Source organism: Nitrospira defluvii, assembly GCF_905220995.1.
Taxonomy (GTDB): domain Bacteria; phylum Nitrospirota; class Nitrospiria; order Nitrospirales; family Nitrospiraceae; genus Nitrospira_A; species Nitrospira_A defluvii_C.
The window spans coordinates 692,679-718,735 of record NZ_CAJNBJ010000001.1; the positions used below are offsets into that span (position 1 = coordinate 692,679).

Annotated in this window: 19 protein-coding genes and 1 pseudogene; 8 read left to right on the forward strand and 12 right to left on the reverse strand. The window is 58.5% G+C overall.

Annotated features, from left to right (window positions below):
• Positions 1–33 precede the first annotated feature (33 nt).
• From KJA79_RS03250 to KJA79_RS03270, 5 genes are all read right to left on the reverse strand, one after another.
• Complete coding sequence (locus tag KJA79_RS03250; RefSeq protein ID WP_213040565.1) at positions 34–417, reverse strand: response regulator; 384 nt, start codon at positions 415–417, stop codon at positions 34–36.
• Positions 418–435: 18 nt separating this feature from the next.
• On the reverse strand, positions 436–1,158 hold the full coding sequence (locus tag KJA79_RS03255; protein ID WP_213040566.1) for a response regulator: 723 nt from the start codon (positions 1,156–1,158) through the stop codon (positions 436–438).
• Between the two features lie 113 nt (positions 1,159–1,271).
• Positions 1,272–1,910: a response regulator gene (locus KJA79_RS03260; protein ID WP_213040567.1), complete on the reverse strand. Its 639-nt coding sequence runs from the start codon at positions 1,908–1,910 to the stop codon at positions 1,272–1,274.
• Positions 1,903–5,931 carry a PAS domain S-box protein gene (locus KJA79_RS03265; RefSeq protein WP_213040568.1) on the reverse strand — a complete coding sequence of 1,343 codons (4,029 nt, stop codon included), beginning with the start codon at positions 5,929–5,931 and terminating at the stop codon, positions 1,903–1,905. Before KJA79_RS03265 ends, KJA79_RS03260 begins: the two co-directional genes overlap by 8 nt.
• A gap of 155 nt (positions 5,932–6,086) precedes the next feature.
• On the reverse strand, positions 6,087–8,633 hold the full coding sequence (locus KJA79_RS03270) for an ATP-binding protein (RefSeq protein ID WP_246507386.1): 2,547 nt from the start codon (positions 8,631–8,633) through the stop codon (positions 6,087–6,089).
• A 182-nt stretch (positions 8,634–8,815) separates the two neighbouring features.
• Here KJA79_RS03270 and KJA79_RS03275 point away from each other — a divergent pair, with 182 nt between their 5' ends.
• Positions 8,816–9,730, forward strand: coding sequence for a hypothetical protein (locus tag KJA79_RS03275; protein WP_213040569.1), 915 nt, complete (start codon positions 8,816–8,818; stop codon positions 9,728–9,730).
• Between the two features lie 172 nt (positions 9,731–9,902).
• Here the strand turns inward: KJA79_RS03275 and KJA79_RS03280 are convergent, their stop codons facing one another.
• The 4 genes from KJA79_RS03280 to uvrA form a co-directional block, all read right to left on the reverse strand.
• Positions 9,903–10,331, reverse strand: coding sequence for a DUF3015 family protein (locus KJA79_RS03280; RefSeq protein ID WP_213040570.1), 429 nt, complete (start codon positions 10,329–10,331; stop codon positions 9,903–9,905).
• Positions 10,332–10,566: 235 nt separating this feature from the next.
• Positions 10,567–10,896 (reverse strand): DMT family protein, encoded by a 330-nt coding sequence (locus KJA79_RS03285; protein ID WP_213040571.1) that lies wholly within the window; start codon positions 10,894–10,896, stop codon positions 10,567–10,569.
• Between the two features lie 96 nt (positions 10,897–10,992).
• Positions 10,993–11,574 carry a uracil-DNA glycosylase family protein gene (locus KJA79_RS03290; protein WP_213040572.1) on the reverse strand — a complete coding sequence of 194 codons (582 nt, stop codon included), beginning with the start codon at positions 11,572–11,574 and terminating at the stop codon, positions 10,993–10,995.
• Positions 11,575–11,845: 271 nt separating this feature from the next.
• Positions 11,846–14,353 carry an excinuclease ABC subunit UvrA gene (uvrA, locus tag KJA79_RS03295; RefSeq protein WP_213040573.1) on the reverse strand — a complete coding sequence of 836 codons (2,508 nt, stop codon included), beginning with the start codon at positions 14,351–14,353 and terminating at the stop codon, positions 11,846–11,848.
• 195 nt (positions 14,354–14,548) lie between these two features.
• On the opposite strand from uvrA, the gene KJA79_RS03300 reads away from it, so the two are divergent.
• Positions 14,549–15,340, forward strand: a complete 792-nt coding sequence (locus KJA79_RS03300; protein WP_213040574.1) for a hypothetical protein — start codon at positions 14,549–14,551, stop codon at positions 15,338–15,340.
• Positions 15,330–16,109 (forward strand): oxygen-binding di-iron domain-containing protein, encoded by a 780-nt coding sequence (locus KJA79_RS03305; RefSeq protein ID WP_213040575.1) that lies wholly within the window; start codon positions 15,330–15,332, stop codon positions 16,107–16,109. Before KJA79_RS03300 ends, KJA79_RS03305 begins: the two co-directional genes overlap by 11 nt.
• A 54-nt stretch (positions 16,110–16,163) precedes the next feature.
• Here KJA79_RS03305 and KJA79_RS22745 read toward each other — a convergent pair.
• The 3 genes and pseudogenes from KJA79_RS22745 to KJA79_RS03325 form a co-directional block, all read right to left on the reverse strand.
• Positions 16,164–16,502 (reverse strand): annotated as a pseudogene (locus KJA79_RS22745) (HepT-like ribonuclease domain-containing protein).
• Positions 16,486–16,824: a nucleotidyltransferase family protein gene (locus tag KJA79_RS03320; protein WP_213040578.1), complete on the reverse strand. Its 339-nt coding sequence runs from the start codon at positions 16,822–16,824 to the stop codon at positions 16,486–16,488. Before KJA79_RS03320 ends, KJA79_RS22745 begins: the two are co-directional and overlap by 17 nt.
• Before the next feature lie 129 nt (positions 16,825–16,953).
• Entirely contained in the window at positions 16,954–18,525 is a 1,572-nt protein-coding gene (locus KJA79_RS03325; RefSeq protein ID WP_213040579.1) for a DEAD/DEAH box helicase, read from the reverse strand.
• A gap of 200 nt (positions 18,526–18,725) precedes the next feature.
• Between KJA79_RS03325 and KJA79_RS03330 the strand changes: the two genes are divergently transcribed.
• The 5 genes from KJA79_RS03330 (at position 18,726) to KJA79_RS03350 (ending at position 25,993) form a co-directional block, all read left to right on the forward strand.
• On the forward strand, positions 18,726–19,694 hold the full coding sequence (locus tag KJA79_RS03330) for an integrase core domain-containing protein (protein WP_213040580.1): 969 nt from the start codon (positions 18,726–18,728) through the stop codon (positions 19,692–19,694).
• 122 nt (positions 19,695–19,816) lie between these two features.
• Complete coding sequence (mpqE, locus tag KJA79_RS03335) at positions 19,817–20,593, forward strand: methyl-plastoquinone biosynthesis methyltransferase MpqE (RefSeq protein ID WP_213040581.1); 777 nt, start codon at positions 19,817–19,819, stop codon at positions 20,591–20,593.
• A gap of 94 nt (positions 20,594–20,687) precedes the next feature.
• The gene (locus KJA79_RS03340) at positions 20,688–22,331 is read left to right on the forward strand and encodes a B12-binding domain-containing radical SAM protein (protein WP_213040582.1); all 1,644 of its coding nucleotides are present in this window, start codon (positions 20,688–20,690) and stop codon (positions 22,329–22,331) included.
• A 165-nt stretch (positions 22,332–22,496) separates the two neighbouring features.
• A complete protein-coding gene (locus tag KJA79_RS03345) occupies positions 22,497–24,590 on the forward strand; it encodes a universal stress protein (RefSeq protein WP_213040583.1) in 2,094 nt (697 codons plus the stop codon).
• Entirely contained in the window at positions 24,590–25,993 is a 1,404-nt protein-coding gene (locus KJA79_RS03350; RefSeq protein WP_213040584.1) for a radical SAM/SPASM domain-containing protein, read from the forward strand. Before KJA79_RS03345 ends, KJA79_RS03350 begins: the two co-directional genes overlap by 1 nt.
• The last annotated feature ends 64 nt before the right edge of the window (positions 25,994–26,057 follow it).

Here is a 26,057-nt window from a genome sequence, read left to right on the forward strand (position 1 = left end):
GCCTGTCAGGGATGTGGGGGATGGCGGAAGACGTTACGCCACGTGAGGGTGCACCGGCCCGATGAGCGCTTGAACCCCGAGCAGCAATCGATCCACACTGAAAGGTTGCTCCAGCGTGCCATGGGCGCCGAAGATTGCGGCAATTTTGCGAATATCGTAGTCCCGCACCGCCTGGCCGGAGACGGCCAAGACTTTGACCGGCACCTGCTGGCTCTGTAGTCTCAGAATCGTCTGCACCCCGTCGTGAACCGGCAGATGGATATCGAGCATCACGAGATCGGGAGCCCCAGGCTGAATGGTCCGCATGGCCTGCCGCCCATCCGCCGCCTCGACAACCCGATACCCCTCCATTTCGAGCACCGTCCGCAGCCAGCGACAGACCTTCGCATCATCGTCTGCAACCAAAATCAGCGCCACCGGGACCTCGCTTCGGCGTCAGGCACAATCCTCGGCAGAAAATCCCCCGCTCGGCAAGGTCCTGGCATAGAGGGTCGCCACCTGCGAACGACGCGTAATCCCCAACTTGGAGTACATGTTGGAGATATAGTTCTTCACCGTTTTCTCCGAGAGCGACAAGGCCACGGCGATCTCCTTATTCGTCCTGCCCTCCGCCACCAGGGGTAAGAGGCGCCGCTCCTGCGGAGACAGGTCAGCCAGGCAGGCCGTGGACAGCCCATTGGCCATCTCCCGGACTTCCATCAGGACCTGGCCGATCAACTGTGGCCCCAGGACGGCACCGCCAGCGGCCACCCTCCGCATCGCATTCCGCCACATAGCCACCGGCGTGTCCTTCAGCATGTACCCCTGAGCGCCGGCAGCGATCGCCTCGCGAATCACGGCAGGGTCGTCGTACACGCTGAGAATGAGCACCCGCATATCCGGCCTGCCCGCCACCAGCCGGCGGCATGCTTGCACACCAGAGCCGTCCGGCAAACTAATGTCCAACAGCACGAGGTCGGGCGTCAGTCTCCCGACCAGTTCAAGCCCCTCCACCATTGATGTCGCCTCGCCGACAATGCGGAACTCCGCCGTCCGATTCAGCTGTTCCCGCAACCCAAGGCGTGCCATCCGACTGTCGTCAATCAAAACAATACGATACACGTGCTGCGCGTCCATTGCCCTCCCCTGGTCGCCAATCACGAGTCGACTGACGGCCATGTAGTGTCGGCGTAGGAGGCATGTAGGAATATCGGCAGAAGGTGGATTTACCTGTCGGCATTCGACTGACAAGCAGGAGACAGGTCGCGTACTCAGCTGGGGAAGGCGTGAGGTCAGTCGATGAGGCGCGCTTCAATGGCGTAGCGGATGAGCTCACCGGTGCTCTCACAGGACAGCTTTTCCAGAATCCTGGCCCGGTACGTACTGATGGTTTTCACGCTGAGGCGAAGTTCCTCGGCGATCATGGATACCGATTTGCCCTGTCCCAGCAATCGAAGCACTTGCAGTTCACGATCCGACAGTCTGGCATGCAAGGAGTCGGCGGCGCCGGTTTCGAGCGCACTCGCCATCTGTTCGGCCAACACCGCCGTGATGTACCGCCCCCCCTGCAAGACCCGCATGACCGCCGCCAGCAACTCGGAGGGTGCGCTTTGTTTGGTCAAATACCCCGACGCGCCCGCTTTAATCGCTCGCATCGCAAACTCTTTTTCCGGATAGAGACTCAACATGAGCACCGGGAGCCGCGGCTGCAGGAGTTTGGTTTCCTTCAGAACCTCCAACCCATGCTTATCGGGAAGGGCAATGTCCAAAATCATCACGTCCCAGGCCTGACGCCGCACGGCCTCCAATGCCTCCTCACCGGTGCGGACTTCGCAGATCTCGGAGGAGAGTTGTTCCTCCTCCAACAGTTCACGTACGCCCCTCCGTACGATCGGATGATCATCTGCGATCAAACAGCGACACTTATTCATGAACCGGTTTCCTCCGTCGTGATGCCGAGGCTGATGACACACTTGCTCCAGCAGCCCCGTCGGGCGTGGAACCGACCGGAATACGCACCTGAACCGTCGTGCCAACGTCGGCCCGGGAGCTGATCTCCACATGTCCGGCGAGGATCTCCACCCGTTCCCGTATTCCCCGCAATCCGAAGCCACCCACAGGGGAGAGACCCGCGACATCGAATCCGACGCCATCGTCTGTGACCGTCAATCGCCATTCCCGCCGACTCTGTTGAACCAGAATGGACACAGTCGTGGCGTGCGCATGGCGGATCACATTTGTCAGCAGTTCCTGGACAATCCGATAGAACGCCGTCTCCAACGTGGGCAGACGCGCCCCACGGCGTGGTGGCTCCTCGAACACCAGTGCGCAGCGCAAGCGGGTCCGGACCTGCACGTCTGCGATCAGCGCCTCCAGGCCGGCCTTTAATCCCAGTTCTTCCAAGACCGGAGGACGGAGGGCCCGAACGATCTGACGCAGACGCGTAAACAACTGATCGGTCGTGTCCAGCGCACGAGCCAGACGTTCCTGCCCGCGGCCTCCCGCACCGGTGGATCGTGCCGCGACGCTTCGCTTCACCGACGTGAGATCGAACTTGAGCGACGTCAGCAATTGACCAACTTCATCGTGTAATTCTCGGGACAGCCGGCGACGTTCGTTGGACTCCACCATATGCAGTTCCTGCGACATGGCCTGAAACCGTCGATAGGCCTCTTCCAGAGACGCATAGGCCCGCCGAGGGCCCGTCACGTCGATCATCGCCCCGATCATTCGTATGGCCACCCCAGCCTCGTTCCGTACGATATGGGCTCGGTCGAGAAAGTATCCATACGTGCCGTCGGCCAGTTGAAAACGGTATTCGGCAGAGAGGGTGCTGATCTCCGTTTGAATGGCCTGGCTGACCATGTCGAGCACGCGCCCCCTGTCCTCAGGGTGCAAGCGGCCGCTCCATGCATCGATGCTTGGTTCCCTTTGCGGATCGTACCCGAACTTTTCGCAGGCGTTGGGACTCCACCAATGATCGCCCGTCAACAGATCCCAATCCCACAAGATGTCATTGGTGGCCTGCGCCACGAGACGGAACCGCTCTTCACTGGACCGGAGCAAGGCTTCTGTCTCCTTTCGTTCGGTGATATCGCGGCCCACCCCGGTAATCCCGATGACCCGACCCTGCAAATCCGCGAAGGGCGCTCCATTCCAATGGTAGAGCAGGGCACGTCCGTCCTTTGTCAGGAGGTGGCCTTCCAACTCCGCATATCCGGCCTCAAAAGCCCGCTGGATAGCCGCGCTGGTCTGTTCAGCCTCTGCGGAGGGCACCATCTCGAGGGCCGGCTTTCCCAACAACTCGTCACGCGTGTACCCGGTGACCGTTTCCAATCGAAGATTCCATTTGCTGAGACGCCCATCCAAATCCAACACGAAGATCACATCGGGGACCGTTTCCATGATGGTCTGCAGATTCCCCAGCGCCTCCGCCCGCTCTCGCTCCACCCGCTTGCGCTCAGTGATGTCGGTGATGGTTCCGACCATGCGCAACGGGTGTCCCTGCTCATCCCTGGCCACGACCTTGCCGCGATCAAGATACCATCGGTATTCGCCGGACTTGTGGTGTAGCCGCACTTCGAGTTCCTTCAGGGGTGTGCGGCCGTCCAGATGCGCCTGCAAGACCTCCCTTATGCGCGGGAGATCATCCGGGTGTAGAATCGAATAGAAGAACGCTGCCGATCCGGTGACTTCCTCCGGCACATAACCCAGAAGCCTGATCCACTGCGGACTGAAATAGACGACATCCGTCAGCATGTTCCAGTCCCACATCCCTTCGTTGATCGCTTCGATGGTGATGTGAAACCGTTCCTCACTCGCCCGCAAGGCCGTCTCGGCCAGCTTGCGTTCGGTGAGATCAGTATGCGACCCGAGGAGCCGGACCCTCCTCCCGTCTGGTTCCTCGACAAACGAGGCCCGTGCGGAGATCCAACAGTAGGAACCGTCCTTCCGGCGCATGCGAAACTCTTGCTCATAGGGGCCGATTGGATTGTTGCGGTAGGTCTGCACATAGGCCAGAGCCCGGTCGTGGTCGTCAGGGTGCAGCCGCGACTCCCATTCCTCGAAACGACCGGCGATTTCCTGGCTTGTATAGCCGAGCTGCTGCGCCCATTCGTCCGAAAAAAACACTTCATTGGTTTCCGTATTCCAATCCCAGAGTCCCGTGCCGGACGCCCGAAGCGCCTGCCGGAGTTTCTCCTGGGTATGCGCCAGGGCCTGCTCCGCCTGTTTCCGCTCGGTGATATCCCGCACAAATACGCAATGACATTCCACCTGGTTGTACTGAATGAGCATCACGCTCACTTCGATCGGAATGAGCCGGCCGTCCTTGGCCCGGTGCAAACTCTCGAAAGAGTCTCTGCCCCGTCGCCGCATGTCCGTCCAAAAGGACGACCATCGGTCGGCCTGAAATTCCGGATTGATGTCGTGGACCGTCATCCGGCGAAACTCGTCTTTCGTATAGCCCAGCATGTCGCAGGCGGCGTCGTTCACGTCCAGCAGCTCCGCACCGGCCCCCACCCAGTAAATCGCCTCTGTGGCATGATCGATCGTGTACTTGGCGAGGTACAACGCCTCTTTGGTCCGTTTGCGTTCGGTGATGTCTTGCACCATCGCCAGCGTATGCCGCACGCGACCTGCGGCATCCCGAATGACCGAGAGCCCCACTTGCGCCCAGACGATCTCTCCATCCTTTCTGATGTATCGCTTCTCAAAGACATCGCCCTCGGCGGTCCCTTCCACCAGGTTCTTGATTCGTTCAAGATTCTGCCCCAGGTCATCGGGATGCGTGAGCGATTGAAACGTGCGGCTCAACAGCTCCTCTTCCGAATAGCCCAGGATCGTACAGAGCCGCTGATTGACTTCCTCAATACGGCCACTCAGATCGGCGATCGACATCCCGACCGTCGCGTTCCGATACGCGGCACGGAACCGCTCTTCGCTCTTCCTGAGCTGCCGCTCGGCGAGATGCCGCCCCAACTCACTGCCGGCGCGACCGGCAGCCATACGCAGCAGCGACTCTGCCCTCCTCGGATCCATCAACGGCGTCCTGGCAAGCATGGCAATCCAGCCGATGGGCTCACCGGTCGGCGAAGGAAGCGTCAGGGCCATGTATGACTCGATGGAGAGCTGTCGAAGCAGGTCATCCTGCGGAAACGAAGCTTGTACGGCGCCCGGATAGTGGCAGAAGCCCTCTCTCAGTACATGCTCGCAGGGGGTCCCGGCGAGATTATATTCCAAGGTTTCCAGCGGCCCATCCGGCCCGTAGCCGGCGACGGTTTTGGCGCGCCGTCCCGGAAGGGGACGAATACAGAAGGCGTATGCCGCGCCGATCGAGTGCGCCAGCGTTTTGACGAGCTCCTGGAGAAAGTCCAGCCCGGTAGACCGGCTACTCCCTACCATGAGGTGAAACATCTCCTCGTCTTGTACAGGCTTCTCACCGAAGGTCGGGTGCTCACCCCGCAGCATCCGGAGTTCCAACAGCGCCGCAGCCTGCCGGGCCAATCGTTGCAGGGCCAGACACTCCGTCTCCTTTCGTGCTCGCGGCACACGATCCATCACGGCGATCGTCCCGACCGCATACCCATCCGTCGTGACGACCGGGACCCCGCAATAGAATCTGACCTGCGGATCAGCGGCGACCAATGTGTGAGACGAGAAACGCGGATCGCCCTGTGCATCCTCCACGACACACGGCTCTCCGCTTTCGATGGTATGGGAACAGAGCCCGGACGAGCGGGAGGTCTGGGTGACCTCCAACCCAACCCTCGCCTTGAACCACTGGCGGTCCCGATCAACAAAGGCGATGACGGCCAGCGGAGCGTCGCAGAGTGACGCGGCCAGTTGCGCAAGATCGTCGAAGGCTGTCTCAGGTGGAGAATCGAGAATACGCGCGCGCATCAATGCGCGTATTCGAGCGGTTTCATGGGAAGGCAGGGCGTGCGTCCGCATACATGCGCTTCCATGCGCGGGGAAATCACAGGATCACACTGACCAAATCGGCTCTGAGTCATACCATAGAATACCCGGCATGGAGTAGGGCCATATGGGACTGAATCGACGCGGTCCGGCCCTCGTCACAGGCCTGCAGCGAAGGCGTGAAGACATTACACCCAGGCAGGGAGCGCACGTCCATCAGCCGTGCGCCAATGGGGGGCCCAGGCCAACGCCACCAGTTTGACGGCGATATTCGATTTGCTGGGCTTGATGATGAGACGGTCGAGCGTCTCCGTCAGCGGATCGGTTGCCGCGGCTAGCGCGGCCGTTTCGGCAGTGAACTGTGCCTCCAGTGCCGACAACTGCTGTTGCAGCGCAGCCACATTGTCTTCGGCGTGACTGACGTCCTTCGATTCTTTCATCGCCCGACCCGCCCCACGAATCGCCGTCGTCGCCTTGCCGATGGTGGTCGCACTGATCGTCTTCCGTCCGAGAAACGCCCCCAGGATGGTCGCCCCGACGGAAATCGCGGCGTGCAACTGGCTGCTTCGAGATTCGGCTTGTTGCCGCTCGACCATCTGCGCTGCGCGCCTGATGCGATCTTGGAGGAGCGCGATTTTCGGCGCGTATTTTTTGCGCAGACTGTCGCTGTGTTGATCACGTTGCTCCCGCCCGGTCTGCTGGAGTCGCACACGAAACTCGCGCTCCGATTCGCCGGGACGGGACAGGGCAGCGGTACTCGGGCTACGAAAGAGTTCGAGCTTTTGCGTGCGAAACACCCAGGCCGACAGATCGCTCTTCCACGTCTCATACTGTTTGGCCTGACTTGCGATACCGGGGAGCGGCTCAAATCGGGCACCGCCGACAGGTTCGCGTTCGAGATCGGCCAGGGCCACCTCCGCAATGTGCGCCTGCTCCCACTCCACGGGCACCGCGCCGGTGCCGATCACCGCCAGACGCATGAGTTCATCCGACGCATCGACCGTCGCTTTGTTGTCCGTAAACCGCACCTGGACCGCTCCAAACACCATGGGCCGATAAACCAGTTCGGCCTTGTCCGGCTGTGCACTCCGCAAGGGAAGAAAATATTGCGGCACAGCGGGCGGAACGATCGGACGGGACGCGGTCACGCCCGCCGCAGCCTGCAACGATCGCGGCGTCCCCGTGGACTCCGCAGCCGGACCTGGCAGAGTGGCAGCCGAGTGCGCGCTTCGCAGCGGCCCCATCACGTGTTTGATTTGTGTCCGAGTCAGCGGCCCGCGCAGGTACGACAGGGTCCAGCGGGTCTGAAAGACTTCCGGCGCATCCTCGTGGACATTGTTCAGCAGAAACACCCGGTTCCCGAGCCCAGCCAGTGTCTGCTCCATCTGTTGACGATCAAACTTCTTTCCGCTGCTGGCCGCCGCGCCTTCCAGACCTTCGATCACCCGTGCCTTGTCGCGCTCCGTTTGGAGCCGACCGATGAACCAGGTGCCGGTATTGGCCAATCCTTTGTAATCCAGATCGACGGGATTTTGCGTGGCCAGCACCACCCCCAACCCGAATGCCCGCGCCTGCTTGAGTAACGTCAGCAGGGGTGCCTTGGAGGGAGGATTGGCCACCGGCGGGAAGTAGCCGAAGATTTCGTCCATGTAGAGGATAGCCCGAAGACTGGTCGTCCCCGATTGCGAACGGACCCAGCCCAGCGTTTGATTCAGCAGCAGCGAGACAAAAAACATGCGCTCGGCATCATTCAAATGTGCGATCGAAAAAATCGCGATACGCGGCTTCCCGGACGCACCGTACAACATCTGCCCGACATCCAGCGGTTCCCCTTCCATCCAGGCCGCGAATCCCGGCGCCGCCAGCAAATTGTTCAGCTGCATGGCCAACACAAACCGCTCCTTCGACGGGAAGAAGGACTCCAGATCCAGCACGCCCACCTTCACCATCGGCGGAGCCTGAATCTGATGAATGAGAGTGGCCAGATCCAAATCCTGTCCCGCTCGCCAGGCGCTGTCGAGAATCGACGAGAGCAGAATATGTTCGCGGCTGGTGATCGGGTCCGCGTGAAGACCGATCAACCCGAGAAGGCTGGTCACGGTGGTCCCGATCCGTTCGCGCAAGAGCTCGGCATCATCCAGCATCTCCGGCGGCGGAGCGGCGAACGATTTCAGAATCGAGACCGGCAGACCCGCCGTGCTGCCCGGCGTGTAGACGGCAAAGTCGGCGGCATCCCGCATTTTTTGAATACGCTCGCCGCTCTGGCCCCACTCTCCCAACCCCTGTTTCCATAGGGCCGCCTGCTGGGCGGCATAGTCGGTCGGTGACAACCCCTTCTTCCTGGCGTCCTCCTCATTGATCCAAGGAGCAAAGTCCTCACCCCGCAGGTGCGGGAATGTCAGCAGAAGGTTGGCCAGGTCCCCCTTGGGATCGATGACAATGGCGGGAATGCCGTCGATCGCCGCTTCTTCCAACAGGCCGACGCAGAGCCCTGTTTTTCCGCTGCCCGTCATGCCGACGCAGACCGCGTGAGTGACCAGATCCTTCGAGTCATATAAGAGCCATCCCGGCTTCGGTTTTTTTGCGACCAGATCATAGGGCCGACCGAGATAGAACACCCCGAGTTTTTCAAAATCCGCGGCCCCGTCGCTCGACGGACCGGTTGCGGGTGAGCCCATGGCGATGTCGGAAGTCGCCCCGGCGTTCGTTTTGGTGGCTTTCTTTTTCGGCGGCATAACTCCCCCAGTGGCGCGAGTAAGCATCGAGGAAGGGCGCGGAAATTCGATCGGCATTCTAGTAAGCACACACCAAGACTGCAAGCCGGTCGATGGCTGGCTGCCGCGTTGCCGGCATCGCTGTCCCTCACGCATCAATTCAGTTGCGGAATCGGCTGCTTCACTGGCAGGATGCGGCGCGTATGCGCCGCCGATGGATCGTCACCCTTGCGCTCGCCCTCTGGCTTGTTCCCGGACTCGCCATGGCCGAAGCTCCCCCGCATAGCGTCCATTGGGGGGCCATCGCCTTTCCAGACCATGACCCGACCTTGACCTTCAGCGCCGCGCTCCTGGATCGGTTTACCGAGTTCGACGGGGAAGGGAAACGCTACAACGATATCCAGGAAACCATGGGGCTGAATTTCTTCACCCTGAGCTGGACCAAACCCCTGTCTCAATTACCGGGTTGGAATCTGAATCTCACGGCGGGAGGCGGACCCACGCGTGACGGGCCCAGCCGGTTTCTGCAAAACGATGTGGTGCACAAGTTTCGCGGGTTGACGGAGGTCCCGGTCGGGAACAAACGCGAGGCAAACGATTTCATGCTGAGCGGGACCATGACCCGCTGGTTCGGCATCTTCGGCACCAGCGACGTCTTTTTTGCCGGGGTGGGCGGGGCCGGCGGCTCGTTGTATTACGAACCCTACGTGCAGGCCGGGTTTCGACGGCTGGCCATTCTCGACCCGATCCCGCTGCTCGGCGACTATCTTCGCGTCTCGGCTCTCGCGCGATATGGCCGCCCGTTCAGCGGCGCCGCCTTTCGCCAGGTCGCCCCGCAATCCTATCTTGCGCAGGCGTCCGTCGGGTTGGGCAACTACCGTCACTGGGATGATTCGACTCCATGGGAAATCGAACTGGCGGTCACCGTCGACTCCGGACTGTTTGTGGATCACCAAGGCGATGCGCTGGAAGAACGGTTCGTCTCACTGGCGCTGCGGTATTCCGCCTTCACGTTTGAAACGTGGAACGATCTCATCAACCAGAAAGACTACGGGCCGACCTTCGGCGCCCGCCTCACGCTGGACCTGTTCTATATGTACGACCGCTGGTTCCGTTGAAGGTCGGACCTGTACACACCCACCGCTTCCCCCAAGCCGTCTCAGGCCAAGAATTACCGCAAGATCCCCACAAACCAGAGCAGCACCAGAATGCTGGCCGGCACGCCCAATAGCCAGAGGATGAACCCTTTTCCCATCGGTCCCATCTGACACCTCCCTTGCACGCGCTCGCTCACCGCAGGAGCGACGCCGCAACCAGTTCGCGGTTCAAGACATTCACCATCTTCAGATGCGCACGGCTGTCGTCTTCAAGGCCGACGGCAAAGAGATCGGCGTAATTCCGCTGCAGCACCAACCCGAACTCGCCATGCTTGTCGGCAGGAATGTCATAGAGGGAGGCCAAGGCCTGAACGTATTGTCCTCCACCAGCGGCAGCCTCTTGCCGGAGATTTTCATAGGCCACCCCGGCGAATAAATTAATCTTCTGCTCCGTCCGCACCATGCCGTCGGCCGTAAAGAGCTGATTCGGGCTCGTGCTGGAAAAGAAATTGACGGTCGTATCGACCGTGGCCTTAGTCGTATTACACGCTGCGACCGTCAAACCGGCCGCCCCAATACAGAGGCTTAATCCCAGGTTGTGAATTGATCCGGTTGGCTTCATGTTGACCTCCTTGCGTCTCGCCCCCTATTCAGCGAATCACATGCTGAACACAGCCTCATCTTCACTTGTAGTCGATCAAGCCAAACGGTGAGCCTAGCAATTCCCCTGGGGAGGGGAAACGAATGGCCCTAGCGAGATCACTCAGCTGGGGGATGAACGGTAGAACCGCGAGAAGCGAGGTATGCTGGAGGCACCGAGGAGAGGCGTAGACGGGGAGATACCTACGAGGGAACCTTCACCATTCTTTGAAGACCACAAACACGGCGCCGATCATCATGCCGAAACCGACCAGATAGTTCCATTTCAGCTCTTCCTTCAAATAAAGCACCGAGAAGACGCAAAACACGATGAGGGTGATGACTTCCTGAATCGTCTTCAACTGTGCCGCGCTGAATTCATAGTGGCCGATGCGATTGGCCGGCACCTGAAAACAGTACTCCACGAACGCGATGCCCCAACTCGCCAGAATCGCGATCCACAGCGGCGACTCCTTGTACTTGAGATGCCCATACCAGGCGAAGGTCATGAAGATGTTGGAGATGGTGAGTAGCAGGATGGTGTGCATGGGCTACGATTCCTCCTGGCTCGAATTTATGCGCTATCGTTTCTTGGAAACTCCTTCAGGATTCGGTTGATATCCTGCTCAATAAGCGGACGCTGATTATTTCGATTGTTTCCAGGGAAATAGGTTCCACTCAACAGAACCTCCTTCCCCCCTTAGCCGAACCCGCCAAATCTCTTTGCGAAATTCACTCACCTTTTTAGACGCTCTTAGATTGAACCGATCACATAAGCTTTCGAATGGAACTTTGCCTAAGGCTAGAATGCGTTCCGGCTGAGCAGCGAGCAGCTCATCGAGCAGAAAGTTCTGACAATATCTGATAGCTTGACGAGAAGGTGCGTGATCTTTTTCTTTGCACATAGATGGGCACTTGACCGCTGGGCTTAGGAAAAAAGAGTTCGCAATAAATTCGTCGCAGTTTCTAATTTTCATGCCGACGGCTGATATAAGAGCGGTGAAGAGCCCCTCCCGGACAGCATCCCTTTTGGTTTCATCCCAGAAGTAGGCACCACCCCAAGGTGGTGCAACCGATACGAAGTAGAGACGAACCGGTCGAACAGGTCTTGATGATGGCTTGCGCTTTTGTCCTCGCGGCACTTTTAGGTAAGGCACCTGCTCAGTTTCGCAATGCCTACAAGTCTGAATTGCCTGCTGAATTACCTGCCATTCCGTAATGGCCATATGCTTCTATTTGCTCCTGCTAAGAAGGATGACAGCGCTATGTCGCCGTCATCTCCTCTGAAATCACCTTTTCCCTCTTTCTGGGATGTAAGAGACGGGGCTGGTGAAGACGGCATGGCGGGAGTGGCGAGATGTAGCAGCTACACCGGCCGCTGTGCAGCACCTCTGTCGCTTATTCCGTGAGTGGCGAGGGCGGCCCTCCACTGCGCGCATCGGACGAGCACCGTTTCATCGTGCGCGTTCTGCGAGCAAGGAGGGCCACCTTCGCCACTCACACCCCCGCGTCCCTCAACACCTGTCCCGTATACGACCGCTTCACCTTGGCGATCTCCTTCGGCGGGCCTTCGGCGACGATCTCGCCGCCTCGGTCGCCGCCTTCAGGTCCTAGGTCGATGACCCAGTCCGCGTTGCGGATCATGTCGAGATTGTGCTCGATCACCAGGACGGTGTTGCCGGTTTCAACCAGCCGGTCGAGCACGTCCAGCAGCCGTTGCGTGTCGGCGAAGTGCAGGCCGGTCGTCGGCTCATCGAGAATGTACATGGTGCGCCCGGTGGGTCGCTTGGAGAGTTCGCGCGAGAGCTTCACCCGCTGGGCTTCGCCGCCGGAGAGCGTGGTCGCCGATTGTCCGAGCTTCACATAGTGTAGGCCGACATCGTGCAGGGTCTGCAGTTTCGCCTTGATGTAGGGGATGTTCTCGAAAAACTCCAACGCGTCATCGACCCTCATGTTCAACACATCGGCAATGCTGCGCCCCTTGTATTGAATATCCAAGGTCTCCCGGTTGTAGCGCTGCCCTTTGCAGACCTCACAGGTCACATAGACGTCGGGCAGGAAATGCATTTCGATTTTAATCAGCCCGTCGCCCTGGCAGGCTTCACATCTCCCGCCTTTCACATTGAAGCTGTAACGCCCAGGCTTGTACCCACGCACCCGCGATTCCGGCAAGTTTGAAAAGAGATCGCGAATGAACGTGAACAAGCCGGTGTAGGTCGCCGGATTGGACCGGGGCGTGCGCCCAATGGGCGACTGGTCGATATCAATGATCTTGTCCAGCGCCTCAACGCCCTTCAGGTCCTTGCAGCCATCGATCTTCGGCTTCTTCTGATAGAGCAGCTGCGAGAGCGAGTGAAACAACACCTCGAGCACCAGCGTGCTCTTTCCCGATCCCGAGACCCCTGTGACGCAAGTGAACAATCCCAACGGCACATTGAGAGTGACGTTTTTCAGATTGTGTTTTTTGGCGCCGACGACCGTCAGAAATCCTTTTGGCTTTCGTGTGCGCTTCGGCAGCGAGACCATCTGCGCGCCGCGCAGGTACAGGCCCGTCAGGGAATCGGGGTTGGCCATCACCTGCTTGGGCGTACCCTGCGCAATGATCCTGCCGCCATGGGTGCCGGCGCCTGGCCCCAGATCCAGAATGTAGTCGGCGGCCTGCATGGTCTCCGCATCGTGTTCGACGACGATGACCGTGTTCCCGAGATCGCGCAGACGGAGCAGGGTCTGGAGCAGGCGACGATTGTCCCGCTGATGCAGGCCGATCGACGGTTCGTCCAGGATATACAACACACCGACCAGGCCCGAGCCGATCTGGGTCGCGAGACGAATCCGCTGGCCTTCGCCGCCGGACAAGGTGGCAGCCGGGCGATCCAAGGTCAGGTAGTCCAAACCGACATTGACGAGAAAACCAAGCCGTTCCCGAATTTCTTTGAGAATCCGGTGTGCAATCACCAGTTCCCGTTCCGTGAACTTGAGTCCGGCGAAAAAGTCCGCCGCCGCCCGCACCGACAATCCCGTCACCTCGGCGATGGATTGCTTGGCGATTTTGACGGCCAGGCTTTCCGGTTTGAGCCGGGCGCCGTGGCAACTCTCGCACCGTTCCAGCAACGTGAAGTCTTCGCCCTCGGATGCGCCAGGCGCCATCGCATACCCAATGCCATCGCAAGCCGGACAGGCCCCGTGCGGACTGTTGAAGGAAAACACCCGGGGTGTAATCTCGGGATAACTCACCCCGCACTTGATACAGGCCAGTTTGTCGCTATAGACCTGTACCTTGCCCGGCTCCGTGAGCACTCCGACCAGTCCGCCCGCCAGTTTCAAGGAGGTTTCGACAGAGTCCGCGACGCGACGCATCAACGCCTCGCCGGACTTCATCACCAACCGATCTACCACGATTTCAATGGTGTGTTTTTTCTGCTTGTCGAGGACGACGTCGTCGCCAAGATCGACGATCTCCCCGTTGATGCGCGCCCGCACGTACCCGGCCTTCCGCATCTCCAGCAACTCTTTTCGATACTCGCCCTTCCGCCCACGAACAATGGGAGACAGAATCTGGAACTTGGAACCTTCCGGCAGTTCGCAGATCGCATCCACCATCTGCTGGACGGTCTGTGCCGTGATTTCCTGCCCGCACTGAAAACAGAACGGATGGCCGACTCGCGCATAGAGCAAGCGGAGATAGTCGTAGATTTCCGTGACGGTCCCAACCGTGGAGCGGGGATTGTGACTGGTACTTTTCTGCTCGATGGAAATGGCGGGCGACAGGCCTTCGATGGAATCCACATCGGGCTTGCCCATCTGTTCGAGAAACTGCCGGGCATAGGCCGAGAGCGACTCGACATAGCGCCGCTGGCCCTCGGCATAGATGGTATCAAAGGCCAGGGAGGATTTGCCCGACCCGCTCAAACCGGTGATGACGACGAGTTTGTCTCGGGGAATCTCGACATCGAGGTTCTTCAGATTATGTTCGCGCGCGCCTTTGACGACGATGGCCTGGCTCATAGGGGCGGGATTATAGCATGCCGCTCCTGCTGTCTTGTCCCCGCCTTCCCTGACAATACGGCTGGGCCTTGGAAGATCCGACCGCCAGCGAACTAGTCACAAGACGAGCAGTTTAGTTTTTCTTCCGATCTGCCGATAGGGAAGTGCGAGCACTTCCACGCTCGAACCACAACCACCCACGATTGTCCGGCCACTATGCATGACGTGCTGAGCCTCTTTAAGCGCAATATCAATCAACTCTTTGGCATTACGGTCGATATCCTCAACGTCGGCCGCTCACTCCAGCAACTGTCCCTCTCCATGCAAATCCTGGCCAATAACGGCGTGGTCCAGGCAGCCAAGATTCAGGGAGGGAAGGGCCGACCCATGCTGGCGCTCGTCGAAATCCTCAACAATACCCCTAAAGAAATCCGCCCGGAGGTGGCCGCGCTCGAGCACCTCTGTGCCGGGTTGGCCAAGGTCACCGCGAGCAGTTCGAATATCGTCTGGCGCTATCACCAATTGATTGCCAGTCTCCTCTCCGCCATGGCGCATGGGGACCGCTCCTCGGCATCCAGCAATTTAGACACCCTGTCGCACCTGCGTTTTACCACGGCGGCCGATATCACCCACTTGACCCAGCACCCCTCATTTGCCGTAGCCGGAGCCCTTGAACGCGAGAATCGTCAGTTCATGGTGAACCTCTGCCAGGCCAATCTCGCGGAATTGCACGAACGGCTCAAAGATGCCCTGCGCTGTCTGGGCGAGACACAACAGGCCCTGGGCGGATTAAAAATGATCGGGCTGACCGCCCGATACATGGCATTTTGCATCGCCTCGGAGGCGGCCGGGCTGGCGGAGGCGGAGGCCAACTTTAAGAACCTGTCGACCGAAATCACCCGTGTCGTGGATGACCTGGATGGCAAGACGCTCGCCATGAAAAAGGCCATCGAACACGGCCAGGAACTGCTCGATCTACTGCTGAAGGGGTATACCTATGCAAAGTAAAGTCTTGTTCCAGAAAGACGACCATCAATGGGTCGTCATCGGTCGTGATCCGGAGAAGGACGATCATGTCATCGACACCAACGAATACGTGATCATCCATCGCGGCCAGGCCATGCTGCTGGACCCAGGTGGCATCCAGATCTTCCCCCAAGTGCTGGCCGAACTCGCGAAGTACGTCCGCATGCAGGATATTAAGGTGATCTTCGCCAGCCACCAGGATCCGGACATCTGCTCGTCGCTGGCCATGTGGCTCGATCTAAACCCCGCGATCAAGACCTATTGCTCCTGGCTGTGGACAGGCTTCGTCAGCCATTTCAGCACCGGGGCCGTGATTACGCTCAATCCGATTCCCGATGACGGCATGCGCATCAAGATCGGCGAGGAGGGCCCGGAGGTGGAAGCCGTGCCGGCCCACTACTGCCATTCGTCAGGAAATTTTTCCCTCTACGACCCGATCGCGGGAATCCTGTTTTCCGGCGACATTGGGTCGGCCCTGGTGCCCAATCACGAGGCCAGCCTCGTGGTCACCGACTTTGATCAGCATATCCAATATATGCGCGGCTTCCACCTTCGTTGGATGCCGTCGACCACCGCGCTTCGCGGATGGGTCCAGCGGGTGCGTGCGATCAAGCCCCGAATGATCTGCCCGCAACACGGATCAATCTTCCAGGGGGAGCACGTCGGCCGATTGCTCGATTGGCTGGAGAGTCTTGAAGTCGGTCAGTGGAAAGGGGCCACCCCCAAGTCCGACACCCGCGCAGCGGCCTAGTCAACGGTGAGCACCTAGCGCATCGAGGGGATTAGGAACAGATCGAACAGGATTTTAGTGGTCCGCTAAAATCTGTCTCATCTGAATTTCCAGCGGAGCCAGCTTGTATTGGAGAATATCCCAGACAATCTCGACATCGATTCCGAAGTATTCATGCACTAGAATATCTCTGACACCCGCAATCTTCTTTCATTCCACCAAAGGATAGCGCGTTCGGACGTCTTCGGGAATCTTCTTGATCGCCTCACCGATCACTTCGAGATTGCGAATCACCGCATCGAACGTCTTTTCATCCTGGGAAAATGTCTCTCGATCAAGGCCCACTGTAAACCGCTGAATCTTCTCGATCGCTCCGATGATGTCATCAGCGTAAACCCTATAATCCCGCGGCATGCACTGCCTCTTGCAGAATTGCGCCTCGCAACCGAGGCTTGATTGTGCTTTCAATCACCAAGTCTACACGACAGTCGAAGAGGTTCTCCAAAAAGGCCTTTACATCCATATACCCATCGAAGGACTTCTTGTCGAATTGAACGACGAAATCAAGATCGCTTGCTGACGTGGCGTCCCCACGAGCGACCGATCCGAACAATCCCAGACTGCGAACGCCATACGCTTGGAGTGTGTGGCGATTGGCTTCCAGCTCCTTCAGTACTGCATCCCGTGTGATGGTCACGCCTACCCCCGCATCCTCAACATCAACTGCCTCAGCCACATTGTAGCCACGAACCGCCTATAGGGAAAGCGTATCAAGCCTCACGGGGATTGATTAGCATCGGCTCCCATAACTCAGGCATATCCGGGCCAGATTCATACCAAGCATCTGTGCTTACGTTAATTTGTTTCACTGCAGTCGCCCATCGAGTTCTCTGAATACACCGGCCTCACGCCAAAGCTGTCGGTTGCCAATGACGTACACGGCTTCTTTCGCGCGAGTGACTGCTACATTGAGCAAATTCGGTCGGCCTCCAGCCCAACCACGAGCGCCAGTTTGTGTCGGGTGCGGAGCTCCCAACACAAGAATGACCGCCTCGGCTTCACGCCCTTGAGCAGTATGCACAGTACCAACTCGCTCATTGACCCAGCGCCACTCATCCTCGGTAGCCCATCCTCTAAGCACTCCGCTCTCACGTATCGTTCGACGCAATCGGTCTGCAACAATGACAAACGGGGTGATGGCATAAAGGTCTGGCTTGGCACCAGCTGCTCTTAATCGATGAAGTAACCGCATCACTTCATCGCCTTCCTCTCGACACCACTTATCCTCACCGCTGCCTTCTACATGAATCCATGCAGAAGGACCAAGCACCTCTCGGATCGCCGAAGGCTGTGGAAATTTTGCACACACCATCAGTCCGGAATACGCAATCCTGTTGGAGACACTGAACATCGGCTCAGAACATCGTCGATGCACCAGGAGCGGCACACCAACGCTCCGACTTCCAACATCGGTTTGGAACTCGCTGGCATAGGAGGACGCGGAGTCGACAAGCGTCTGCACCGAAGCTGATGGAGCCGCATAGTGGTTGGGATCAGCGCCAAGCCGGAGGCAGATAGCATGTGTCATGGTATCAGGAAGCACCACCACTGGCTCAATTTGCACAGGGTCACCAACGACAATGGCTCGGCGAGTTCGCAAGAGTGCGCCCACTGCACCTTGCGGCAATGCTTGACCAGCCTCGTCTACAAACAACCAGCCGAGACTTTCAGGTGGCAACTTGCCCAACATTCGGTTGACAGAAGCAAATGTCGTTGAGATCAATGGCACCACTAGGAAAAGTGAAGCCCACAAGTCCAGTAGCAACGCCTGCTTCGCTTGACCTGGCAGCGTCTGCGTCGTGAACACATTCATCAAAGCACCGAGGTTGTGACGCAAGGGCTTGGCAGCCGCATCAATAAAAGCACGATGCAGCGCCATCGCAGAGATAAACACTTCATCACGAAGATATTGAGTAGCGCAGGAGCACCACGGTGTAGCTTGATGCCGCTTGTCATGATCTAGCGAGAAAAACGCATCATCTGTCATGATAATGCCGTGCTTTTGCTGAGCATCGCTGAGTCGCTGTTTCACCTGTTGGTACTGGCTATACGCCACTTGCCAGGTAGCCTGAGCATTCTGCCATTCCAGCAAAGCCTGCCTGACTTCACCCCATTTACGTGCCGAACGCGTTCTAAGCAATCGTGCCCAAAACCCTGGCTTTGATAAGTCGTGTATGCGCAGCTCTAGCTCTGCGCTTGGAGGTGGGTTTGCGGCTTTCCACGCCGCAGCGGAGATGCCCTTCGATTGTCGAAAGTTTTCTATTGCAGCATCCCGCTGTATACTAGTGCTCTTTTCTTCCTGATCGAACCTCGGCAATCGTTGCAACTCATCGTAGAGGCTTTCCAGCCATGTTTGTCGCCGACGACTTTCGTCCAACGCTTTCAGAAATCGTGTGCGTGCGGCTCTCCACCGTTCGAGAGCTTCCCCTCGGCTGGATGGCGGCTTTTCCGCTGCAACGATACGAGATGGTCGCTGATAGACCTGCCTTGTAATCGAATCAGTTATCGTGAAATATCTTGTTGAGAGTGGGCCCCCTGCATGGGCTACAGTCACACGCCATGACAAGGGAGGAGCCAATGCGATTGATCACGACGAAGGAACTGAGAACGTTGAGCATCGCCACTCGACATCATCACCTCATCAACAGCCGGCTAGCGATTTTGCGCTATGCCGACGAGTATGGATTCAAAGGCGCCGCCCGGCGGTTCGGCTTGGATCGCAAGACGGTCCGGACCTGGCACCGCCGTTGGGTGGCCAGCGGGCCGGCGGGGTTAGTCCCGCGTCATCCGCGCACACGCCGCCGCCGTATCTCCGACGAGGCCGTGCAGTTGATCGAGCACGCCCGCCGCGAGCTGCAGTTCGGCGCCATGCGGACCCGGTTCTGGTTGGACCGGGTGCATCACATCCGTGTCGCGGCTGCGACGATCCGCCGGGTCTGTCGAGACCTCGGCTATCCTCCGATCCGGCGCACGGGCCCGCGACGTCCTCGGCAGCCGATCCTCTTCAGCAAAGAGCACCCCGGCGAGTGCGTGCAGATTGATGTGAAGGAGGTGAAAGTCGCCGGCCAGAAGTGTTTTCAATACACGGCCCTCGATGATTGCACGCGGTATCGCGTCTTACGCCTCTATCCGCGTAAGTATCACGGCACCAGTCTCGACTTCCTGGCCACCGTGCGACACATCCTCCCGTTTCCCATTCGCAAGGTTCAGGTCGACAATGGAACGGAATTCCCCCTGGCCTTTGCGCTGGCCGTGCAAGAAGCCGGTATCCGCTTGCGGCACATCAAACCGCGTCGGCCCGAACAGAACGGCAAAGTCGAACGCAGTCATCGCATCGACGAGGAGGAATTTTGGAGTCGCGCAACCTTTGAGGAGTTCACGTCAGCCGCTCAGGCCCTACGCGCCTGGGAGCATCGCTACAACTACGACCGGTTTTCCATGGCCCTCCAAGGCCTGACACCGGCGGAAAAATTGGCGACGTTTCTCTCGCCACTGACCCCATCATCACCGAACACGCCATGCACACATTCGGGGGCCGGTGCTTGACAAGTCATTTCAACCGTTGACACCCACGTCTTACATCCTCCCTAGCGGAACGTCCCACTGCTCGATACGCGTCCTGCGTGCCTCGCTTGACAACAGGTAAAAGCGGGTGCTACCACCCTCCCATGGTGCGGGCAGAACATTCTTCCATACCCGATACTCCCGAAGGGGCGGCGAAAGCTGTCTCGACCTGGTCTGGGCAGGCTCGTGAACAGGCGGTCCAACGCATGTTCACCGCTATCGCCGGCGTCTACGACCTCAACAACACCCTGCTCAGTTTCGGACTTCACCACCATTGGAAACGACTCACAGCCTCCTACGTGCCTACGGTCACGAACGGGCGCGCGCTGGATATCGGCGCCGGGACGGCTGACCTCGCGCTCCTCGTCGAACCGAAAATGGGGGAACAGGGGCATGTGGTGGCCTCGGATTTGAACCATGCCATGTTGGCCGAAGGGCTCCGCAAGGTGGTGGGGCGAGGACTTCGCAATCGGATTACCTGCCTGCAAGCCAACGCTGAACAATTGGGCTTTCCTGACGAGACGTTCCACGCGGTCACGACGGGGTTTTGCATGCGGAACGTGGGCAACCTGTCTCAGGCCTTTACCGAAATCCGGCGGGTCCTCCGACCCGGCGGCCGCTTTGTATGTCTGGAGTTTTCCCAACCCGCCTATGGCTGGCTACGCGCCCTCTATGATTGGTATTCCTTCCGTCTGCTCCCGTGGATCGGCACGAAGGTCGCACGGGATCGAACCGGGGTGTACGAATACCTCCCGGCGTCGATCCGCACGTTTCCCGATCAGGAACGACTGTCCACGCTGCTGCGCGACGCGGGATTCCGCCAGGTCGAATACCGCAACCTGACCGGAGGCATCGTCGCGATACACATCGCCACGAAGTAACGGGGAGGAAGTTCTCGATGATGAGTGTTTCCTGTTGAGTTAGCGACCGTTACCGACGATTCACATCTCACCATTCAACACTCAAAACTGTTTTATGGAATCCATCCTCTACATTTTCCTGCCTTGCAAAAAGGTCTACCCGATCGGCGCAACCTACCTGGCGGACTTTATCCATCGCCGGAAGCCGGACGTGCGGCAACGCATTCTCGACCTGTCCCTGTTCCCCGAGTCTCAGCGGACACAGGCCATTCGTGATGCCGCGCTCGACTTCAAGCCGGATCTCGTGTGCTTCTCGTGGCGGGACATTCAGATTTTCTCCCCCCACGAGGGTGATGCGTCCCTGGAGCATGCCTTCAATTTTTACTTTGCCAGCAACCCGATCAAGCGGGTTGCCGCCTCGTTTGCCGGACTGAAGCAACTCTACCGCTATTACAGCCACATTCGAGCCAACCTGTCCTATCCCTGGCTGATCCGGAAAGAGTTCCCCAGGACGCAGATCATGATCGGGGGGGGAGCGTTTACCGCCTTTGCCGACCAGCTGATTGAAAAACTCCCTGAGGGGACTATCGGCATCCTGGGCGAGGGGGAAGATGCGATTCTGAAGGTGGTCAACGGCGAATCCCTCGAACACGAGCGCTATATCATTCGCGAGGGAAAGCAGACGCGCAAAGGCGAGCAGGGCTCACCGGCGTTGCTTGACGCACCAACAATCGACCTCCCCTATCTCACGTCGATTTTCCCGCAGCACGCCGCCTACATGGATGAATCGATCGGTGTGCAAACGAAACGAGGCTGTCCGTACGACTGCGCGTTTTGCCTCTATCCTTATATTGAAGGAAAACGCGTTCGGTACCGCCCGCCGGAGATGGTGGTGAAGGACATTTCCCAGCATTACCACCAGTGGGGGGCGCGACGATTCTGGTTCACCGACGCCCAGTTTATTACCGGGAAAGAGGCCTATCCCCAGTGCACGGAGATCCTTGAACGAATCCTGAGCGAAAAGCTGGAGATCGAGTGGTCCGGCTACATCCGCACCTCGCTGATCACCCCGGAGTTGGCGAAGCTGATGGTGCGCTCTGGTGTCGGGGATTTGGAAGTGGCTATTACCTCCGGATCGCAGGAGGTGTTGAATAACCTGCACATGGGCTTCAAGCTCGAACGGCTCTACGATGGATGCCGATACCTGGCCGAAGCCGGCTTCAAAGGAAAGGTGATTCTCAACTATTCACTGAACTCCCCGAAGGAGACCGAAGAAAGTCTGCTCCAAAGCGTTGAGTCCTACAAGAAGGTCGCGGCGATCTTGGGAGAGGAACGCGTCTTTCCCTTGATGTTCTTCCTCGGAATCCAACCGAATACAGACTTGGAGCATCGGCTGCTGGAGGAAGGGTACCTGTCCGCCGGATACAATCCGCTCATGCTCACGCCAACAAGCATCCGCAAACTACTCTATAACCCGGCGCCGCTCAATAAGCTCATCGCCAAGGCCTGTCTCACGGCCTGGCAGCAGAAAGCAGGCAGCCGCGACCCTCGAGCCTGGACCGGCTCGCTCTCTCAAACCGCGACGCCCGAGTCGAAACCCAACCAGGCCCACTATGCCGATGCCAATCTCATTCGTGGCATTCAAAACAACTCCGGACGAGACGCGCTGCTGACCCTCGAGGAAATCCTCCGGTCGCGCCGCCCTTCCCAACCGACCGCTACCAGCACGGAAAAGACCGCTGTGAGTCCAACGGGTTAGCCGTTATCCACAGACCATCTGCCAGCCATGGGTTTGCTTGCATTCCCCGAGAACACGGTGCTATCATGCCGCTTCTTTTGGGGTAAAGTTCCATTCAACCGTTTGAATTCCTGGCGGTTCTCTGATCTCTTCCCCCTATAGAGTGTTTGCCTAGGAGGCGTTTCGATGTACAAGACCATTTATATCCCGGTCGACAATTCCGACCATTCCAATACAGCGGTTGATGTCGGAGTTGAACTGGCGAAAACCTATGGCTCCAAGATTGTGGGAAGCCACGTCTATGCCGCCAAGATGCACGATAAACGATTCAAGCAGATGGAAGCGGGGCTTCCTGAGGAATATCACGACGAGAAGGAGCTGGACCGGCAGCGCCAGATTCACGATTCCCTGATCACTCGTGGACTCCAGATCATCACGGACTCCTACCTCGACTACGTCGACAAGAAATGTAACGAAGCCAACCTGCCGGTGGAGCGTCGCTCGCTGGAAGGCCGCAACTGGAAAGTCCTGGCTGAAGATATCAACACCAACGCCTACGATCTCGTGATCATGGGGGCCTTGGGGGTCGGCGCCGTCAAGGATAGCGTGATCGGCAGCAACACCGAACGGGTTCTGCGACGCGTCCGGAACTCCGACATGCTGATCATCAAGCAGCCCCAACCGATGGGCAGCGGAAAGATCGTAGTTGCCGTGGACGGCAGCCCTTACTCCTTCGGCGGGCTCATGACCGGCCTGGCGCTCGGCAAGGCGTTCAATGTACCAGTCGAAGTGATTTCCGCTTTTGATCCCTACTTCCACTATGCCGCCTTTCACAGCATCTCCGGCGTTCTGAACGAAGAGGCCGGTAAGGTCTTCCGCTTCAAGGAGCAGGAAAAGCTGCACGAAGAGGTCATCGACAGCGGGCTGGCCAAGATCTACCAATCGCATCTCGATATTTCCCGTGAAATCGCCCAAGCCGAACAAACCGACGTCAAAACGACGTTGCTGGACGGCAAGGCCTTCGAAAAAATCATTCAATACGTGCGGAAAGAGAACCCGTGGCTTCTCATCGTTGGTCGTATCGGCGTCCACAGCGATGAAGATATGGACATCGGCAGCAACACGGAGAACCTACTCCGCTCCGCCTCCTGTAACATTCTGGTGTCGAATCGCAAGTATGTCCCACCCATCGACACGCAGGCGGAATATACGATCGCCTGGACGGAAGAAGCGTTGCGACGTATGGAACGAATTCCCGTGTTTGCCCGCGGGGTCGCCAAGACCGCCATTCATCGTTATGCCATCGAAAAGGGACATACGATCATCAGCAACACGGTCGTCGACGCCGCGGTCGGCCATATTCTTCCGAAAGGGGCGATGGACGCGATGCGAGCACTCGGCGGAAACCTCGACGCCGCCGGTATTGATCGTGACAAGATGCAAGCTGACGATTCCGTCGCACAGGATCTGATGGGCTCGACCCTCAGCGGGATGATGACTCAGGTCGTGGAAGAAAAGCCGACCCATAGCCCTGGAACACAGGCTTACCTGGATCGCATGAGCCAGAACTATTTCGTCTGTGACGGCTGCGGATATATCGGCAAGGGCGATACCCCGGTGAAGTGTCCGGTGTGTAGCGCTGACGGCGATCGATTCAAACAGGTCGATAAGTCGATCTTCGAGGCAGCGGCCAAAGCGGAGGGCGGACTCGAGACCGACGTCGCCTACGACGACATTCCGATGCAGTGGACGAAGGATGCCAAGGAGGCCATTCGCGCCGTTCCGGCCGGGTTCCAACGTCGACGGGCCAAAGCCAAAATCGAAAAGAGCGCTCGCAAGCTCGGCATGACGACGATCACGCTCGAATACGCAGCGCCCATGATTCAGGAAGCGGCTGACGAAGATTACACGCCGATTTTCGCCAATAAAGGCACCGGCACCGCACCAGAGCCGGCATCAGCCGAAGCCAACGGAACCACTGCCCATGCGCCAAACGGCAACGGAGTCGCGCAGGCTGAAGCACCCCTCTCCCCATATACATGGACGCCTGATGCCCAGGGCCGCCTGGACCGCGCACCGGAAGGGTTCATGCGGGAATGCACCAAGGCCTTGATCGAAAAGCACGCCGATAAGATCGGGACCACGGTCATTACGTTGGAAGTGGCGACGGAAGGCATTGAACAGGCCAAGGGCTACATGGCCGACGCCATGAAAACCGGCAATCTGAAGGACATGATTGCCAACTTAACCGGCTCCTCCAAAACCGGGGCGAACCGGTGATGGGAAAGTCACTGCCGGTTCTCAATTTCCCCTTCTTGGGCGACAAGCTGGGGTCACTTCAGCAACAGATCTCCAAGTTCATCTCTCCGGAGGCCCCCTCAACAGGGCCTGGCGACGGCCGGACCGTCGATGACTTCAAGCCGTATCTCGTGGCGCTGAACCTCACCAAGCGCTGCAACCTCAAATGTGATCACTGCTACCTCGATGCCACCACCAAAGCCGGTGGCGGCTCCGACGAGCTCAGCACGGAAGAATGCTTTCGCCTGATCGACCAAATCGCCGAGGTGAACAAAGGATGCCTGCTGGTGATCACCGGCGGCGAGCCGCTCGTGCGACCGGACATTCTAGACATAGCCCGCCATGCCGTCGGACTCGGTTTTATCGTCGTCTTCGGCACCAACGGCATGTTGATCAACGATCGCATGGCCAAAACATTGGTCGAGATCGGCGTGATGGGAGTTGGAATCAGCATCGACTCCCTTGATCCTCAAAAGCACGACCAGTTTCGAGGTGTCCCTGGCGCCTTTGCCAGTGCACTGGCCGGCATCGAAGCCTGCAAGCGCAACGGCCTCCAGTTCCAAGTACACTTCAGCGCCCAACCCATGAATTATCAAGAGTTGCCTCAGGTGGTGGAATGGGCTCACCAGCTCGGCGCACGGGTATTGAATGTGTTCTTCATGGTCTGCACCGGACGCGGCGAGGAACTGACCGACATCACACCGCAGCAGTACGAAGAAGTGCTGGGCTACCTGGTCGACTGTCAGGACCAATACAAGGATATGTTGGTGCGGGCGCGCTGCGCGCCCCATTTCAAGCGGCTGGCGTACGAGAAAGATCCCAATTCTCCCCTCACCAAGGCGACGGGATACATGGGCGGCGGCTGTTTGGCCGGCACCAATTATGCGCGTGTCACGCCGAACGGAGAACTCACCCCTTGTCCCTACATGCCGCTGTCGGCCGGAAATGTGCGCGAGGCGAGCTTCGTTGATCTCTGGGAACGGTCGGATGTGTTCAACTCCTTCCGCTATCCGCAGTTGAAGGGGAAATGCGGAGATTGCGAATACACGGATATCTGCGGCGGTTGTCGGGCCCGGCCCTATGTCGACCATGGCGACTGGCTAGATGAGGACCAGTGGTGCCTCTACACGCCTAAAGGTGGCGAAAAAATCAAAGTCGCCTTCAATACTCCGGAAGAGACAGCCGTTGCGTGGGACGAAGCGTCAGAGCTTCGGCTGAGTCGGATCCCCTACTTTCTCCGTGCTATGGTCAAGAAGGGCGTGGAACGGCATGCTCGGGAAAATGGGATCAGCCTCATCACCATCGAGTTGATGGAAGAACTGAGAAAAAAGCGATTTGGAAACGACGCACCGGTCTTCAATTTTGACATGAGAGGGAAAGAGTAAGGGACCGGCACCGCAGTGACTCTATGAACCTGGCTGCCATCGCCTCCCGCTCCTCACCAATCGA

Coding starts and splice junctions, on each gene's coding strand:
- KJA79_RS03270 (WP_246507386.1), bottom strand. CDS start 8,633: ATGCCGCCGAAAAAGAAAGCCACCAAAACGAACGCCGGGGCGACTTCC.
- KJA79_RS03290 (WP_213040572.1), bottom strand. CDS start 11,574: ATGGCCATTACGGAATGGCAGGTAATTCAGCAGGCAATTCAGACTTGT.
- KJA79_RS03265 (WP_213040568.1), bottom strand. CDS start 5,931: ATGCGGACGCACGCCCTGCCTTCCCATGAAACCGCTCGAATACGCGCA.
- KJA79_RS03345 (WP_213040583.1), top strand. CDS start 22,497: ATGTACAAGACCATTTATATCCCGGTCGACAATTCCGACCATTCCAAT.
- KJA79_RS03280 (WP_213040570.1), bottom strand. CDS start 10,331: ATGAAGCCAACCGGATCAATTCACAACCTGGGATTAAGCCTCTGTATT.
- uvrA (WP_213040573.1), bottom strand. CDS start 14,353: ATGAGCCAGGCCATCGTCGTCAAAGGCGCGCGCGAACATAATCTGAAG.
- KJA79_RS03330 (WP_213040580.1), top strand. CDS start 18,726: ATGCGATTGATCACGACGAAGGAACTGAGAACGTTGAGCATCGCCACT.
- KJA79_RS03285 (WP_213040571.1), bottom strand. CDS start 10,896: ATGCACACCATCCTGCTACTCACCATCTCCAACATCTTCATGACCTTC.
- KJA79_RS03275 (WP_213040569.1), top strand. CDS start 8,816: ATGCGCCGCCGATGGATCGTCACCCTTGCGCTCGCCCTCTGGCTTGTT.
- KJA79_RS03340 (WP_213040582.1), top strand. CDS start 20,688: ATGGAATCCATCCTCTACATTTTCCTGCCTTGCAAAAAGGTCTACCCG.
- KJA79_RS03350 (WP_213040584.1), top strand. CDS start 24,590: ATGGGAAAGTCACTGCCGGTTCTCAATTTCCCCTTCTTGGGCGACAAG.
- KJA79_RS03305 (WP_213040575.1), top strand. CDS start 15,330: ATGCAAAGTAAAGTCTTGTTCCAGAAAGACGACCATCAATGGGTCGTC.
- KJA79_RS03300 (WP_213040574.1), top strand. CDS start 14,549: ATGCATGACGTGCTGAGCCTCTTTAAGCGCAATATCAATCAACTCTTT.
- KJA79_RS03260 (WP_213040567.1), bottom strand. CDS start 1,910: ATGAATAAGTGTCGCTGTTTGATCGCAGATGATCATCCGATCGTACGG.
- mpqE (WP_213040581.1), top strand. CDS start 19,817: ATGGTGCGGGCAGAACATTCTTCCATACCCGATACTCCCGAAGGGGCG.
- KJA79_RS03255 (WP_213040566.1), bottom strand. CDS start 1,158: ATGGCCGTCAGTCGACTCGTGATTGGCGACCAGGGGAGGGCAATGGAC.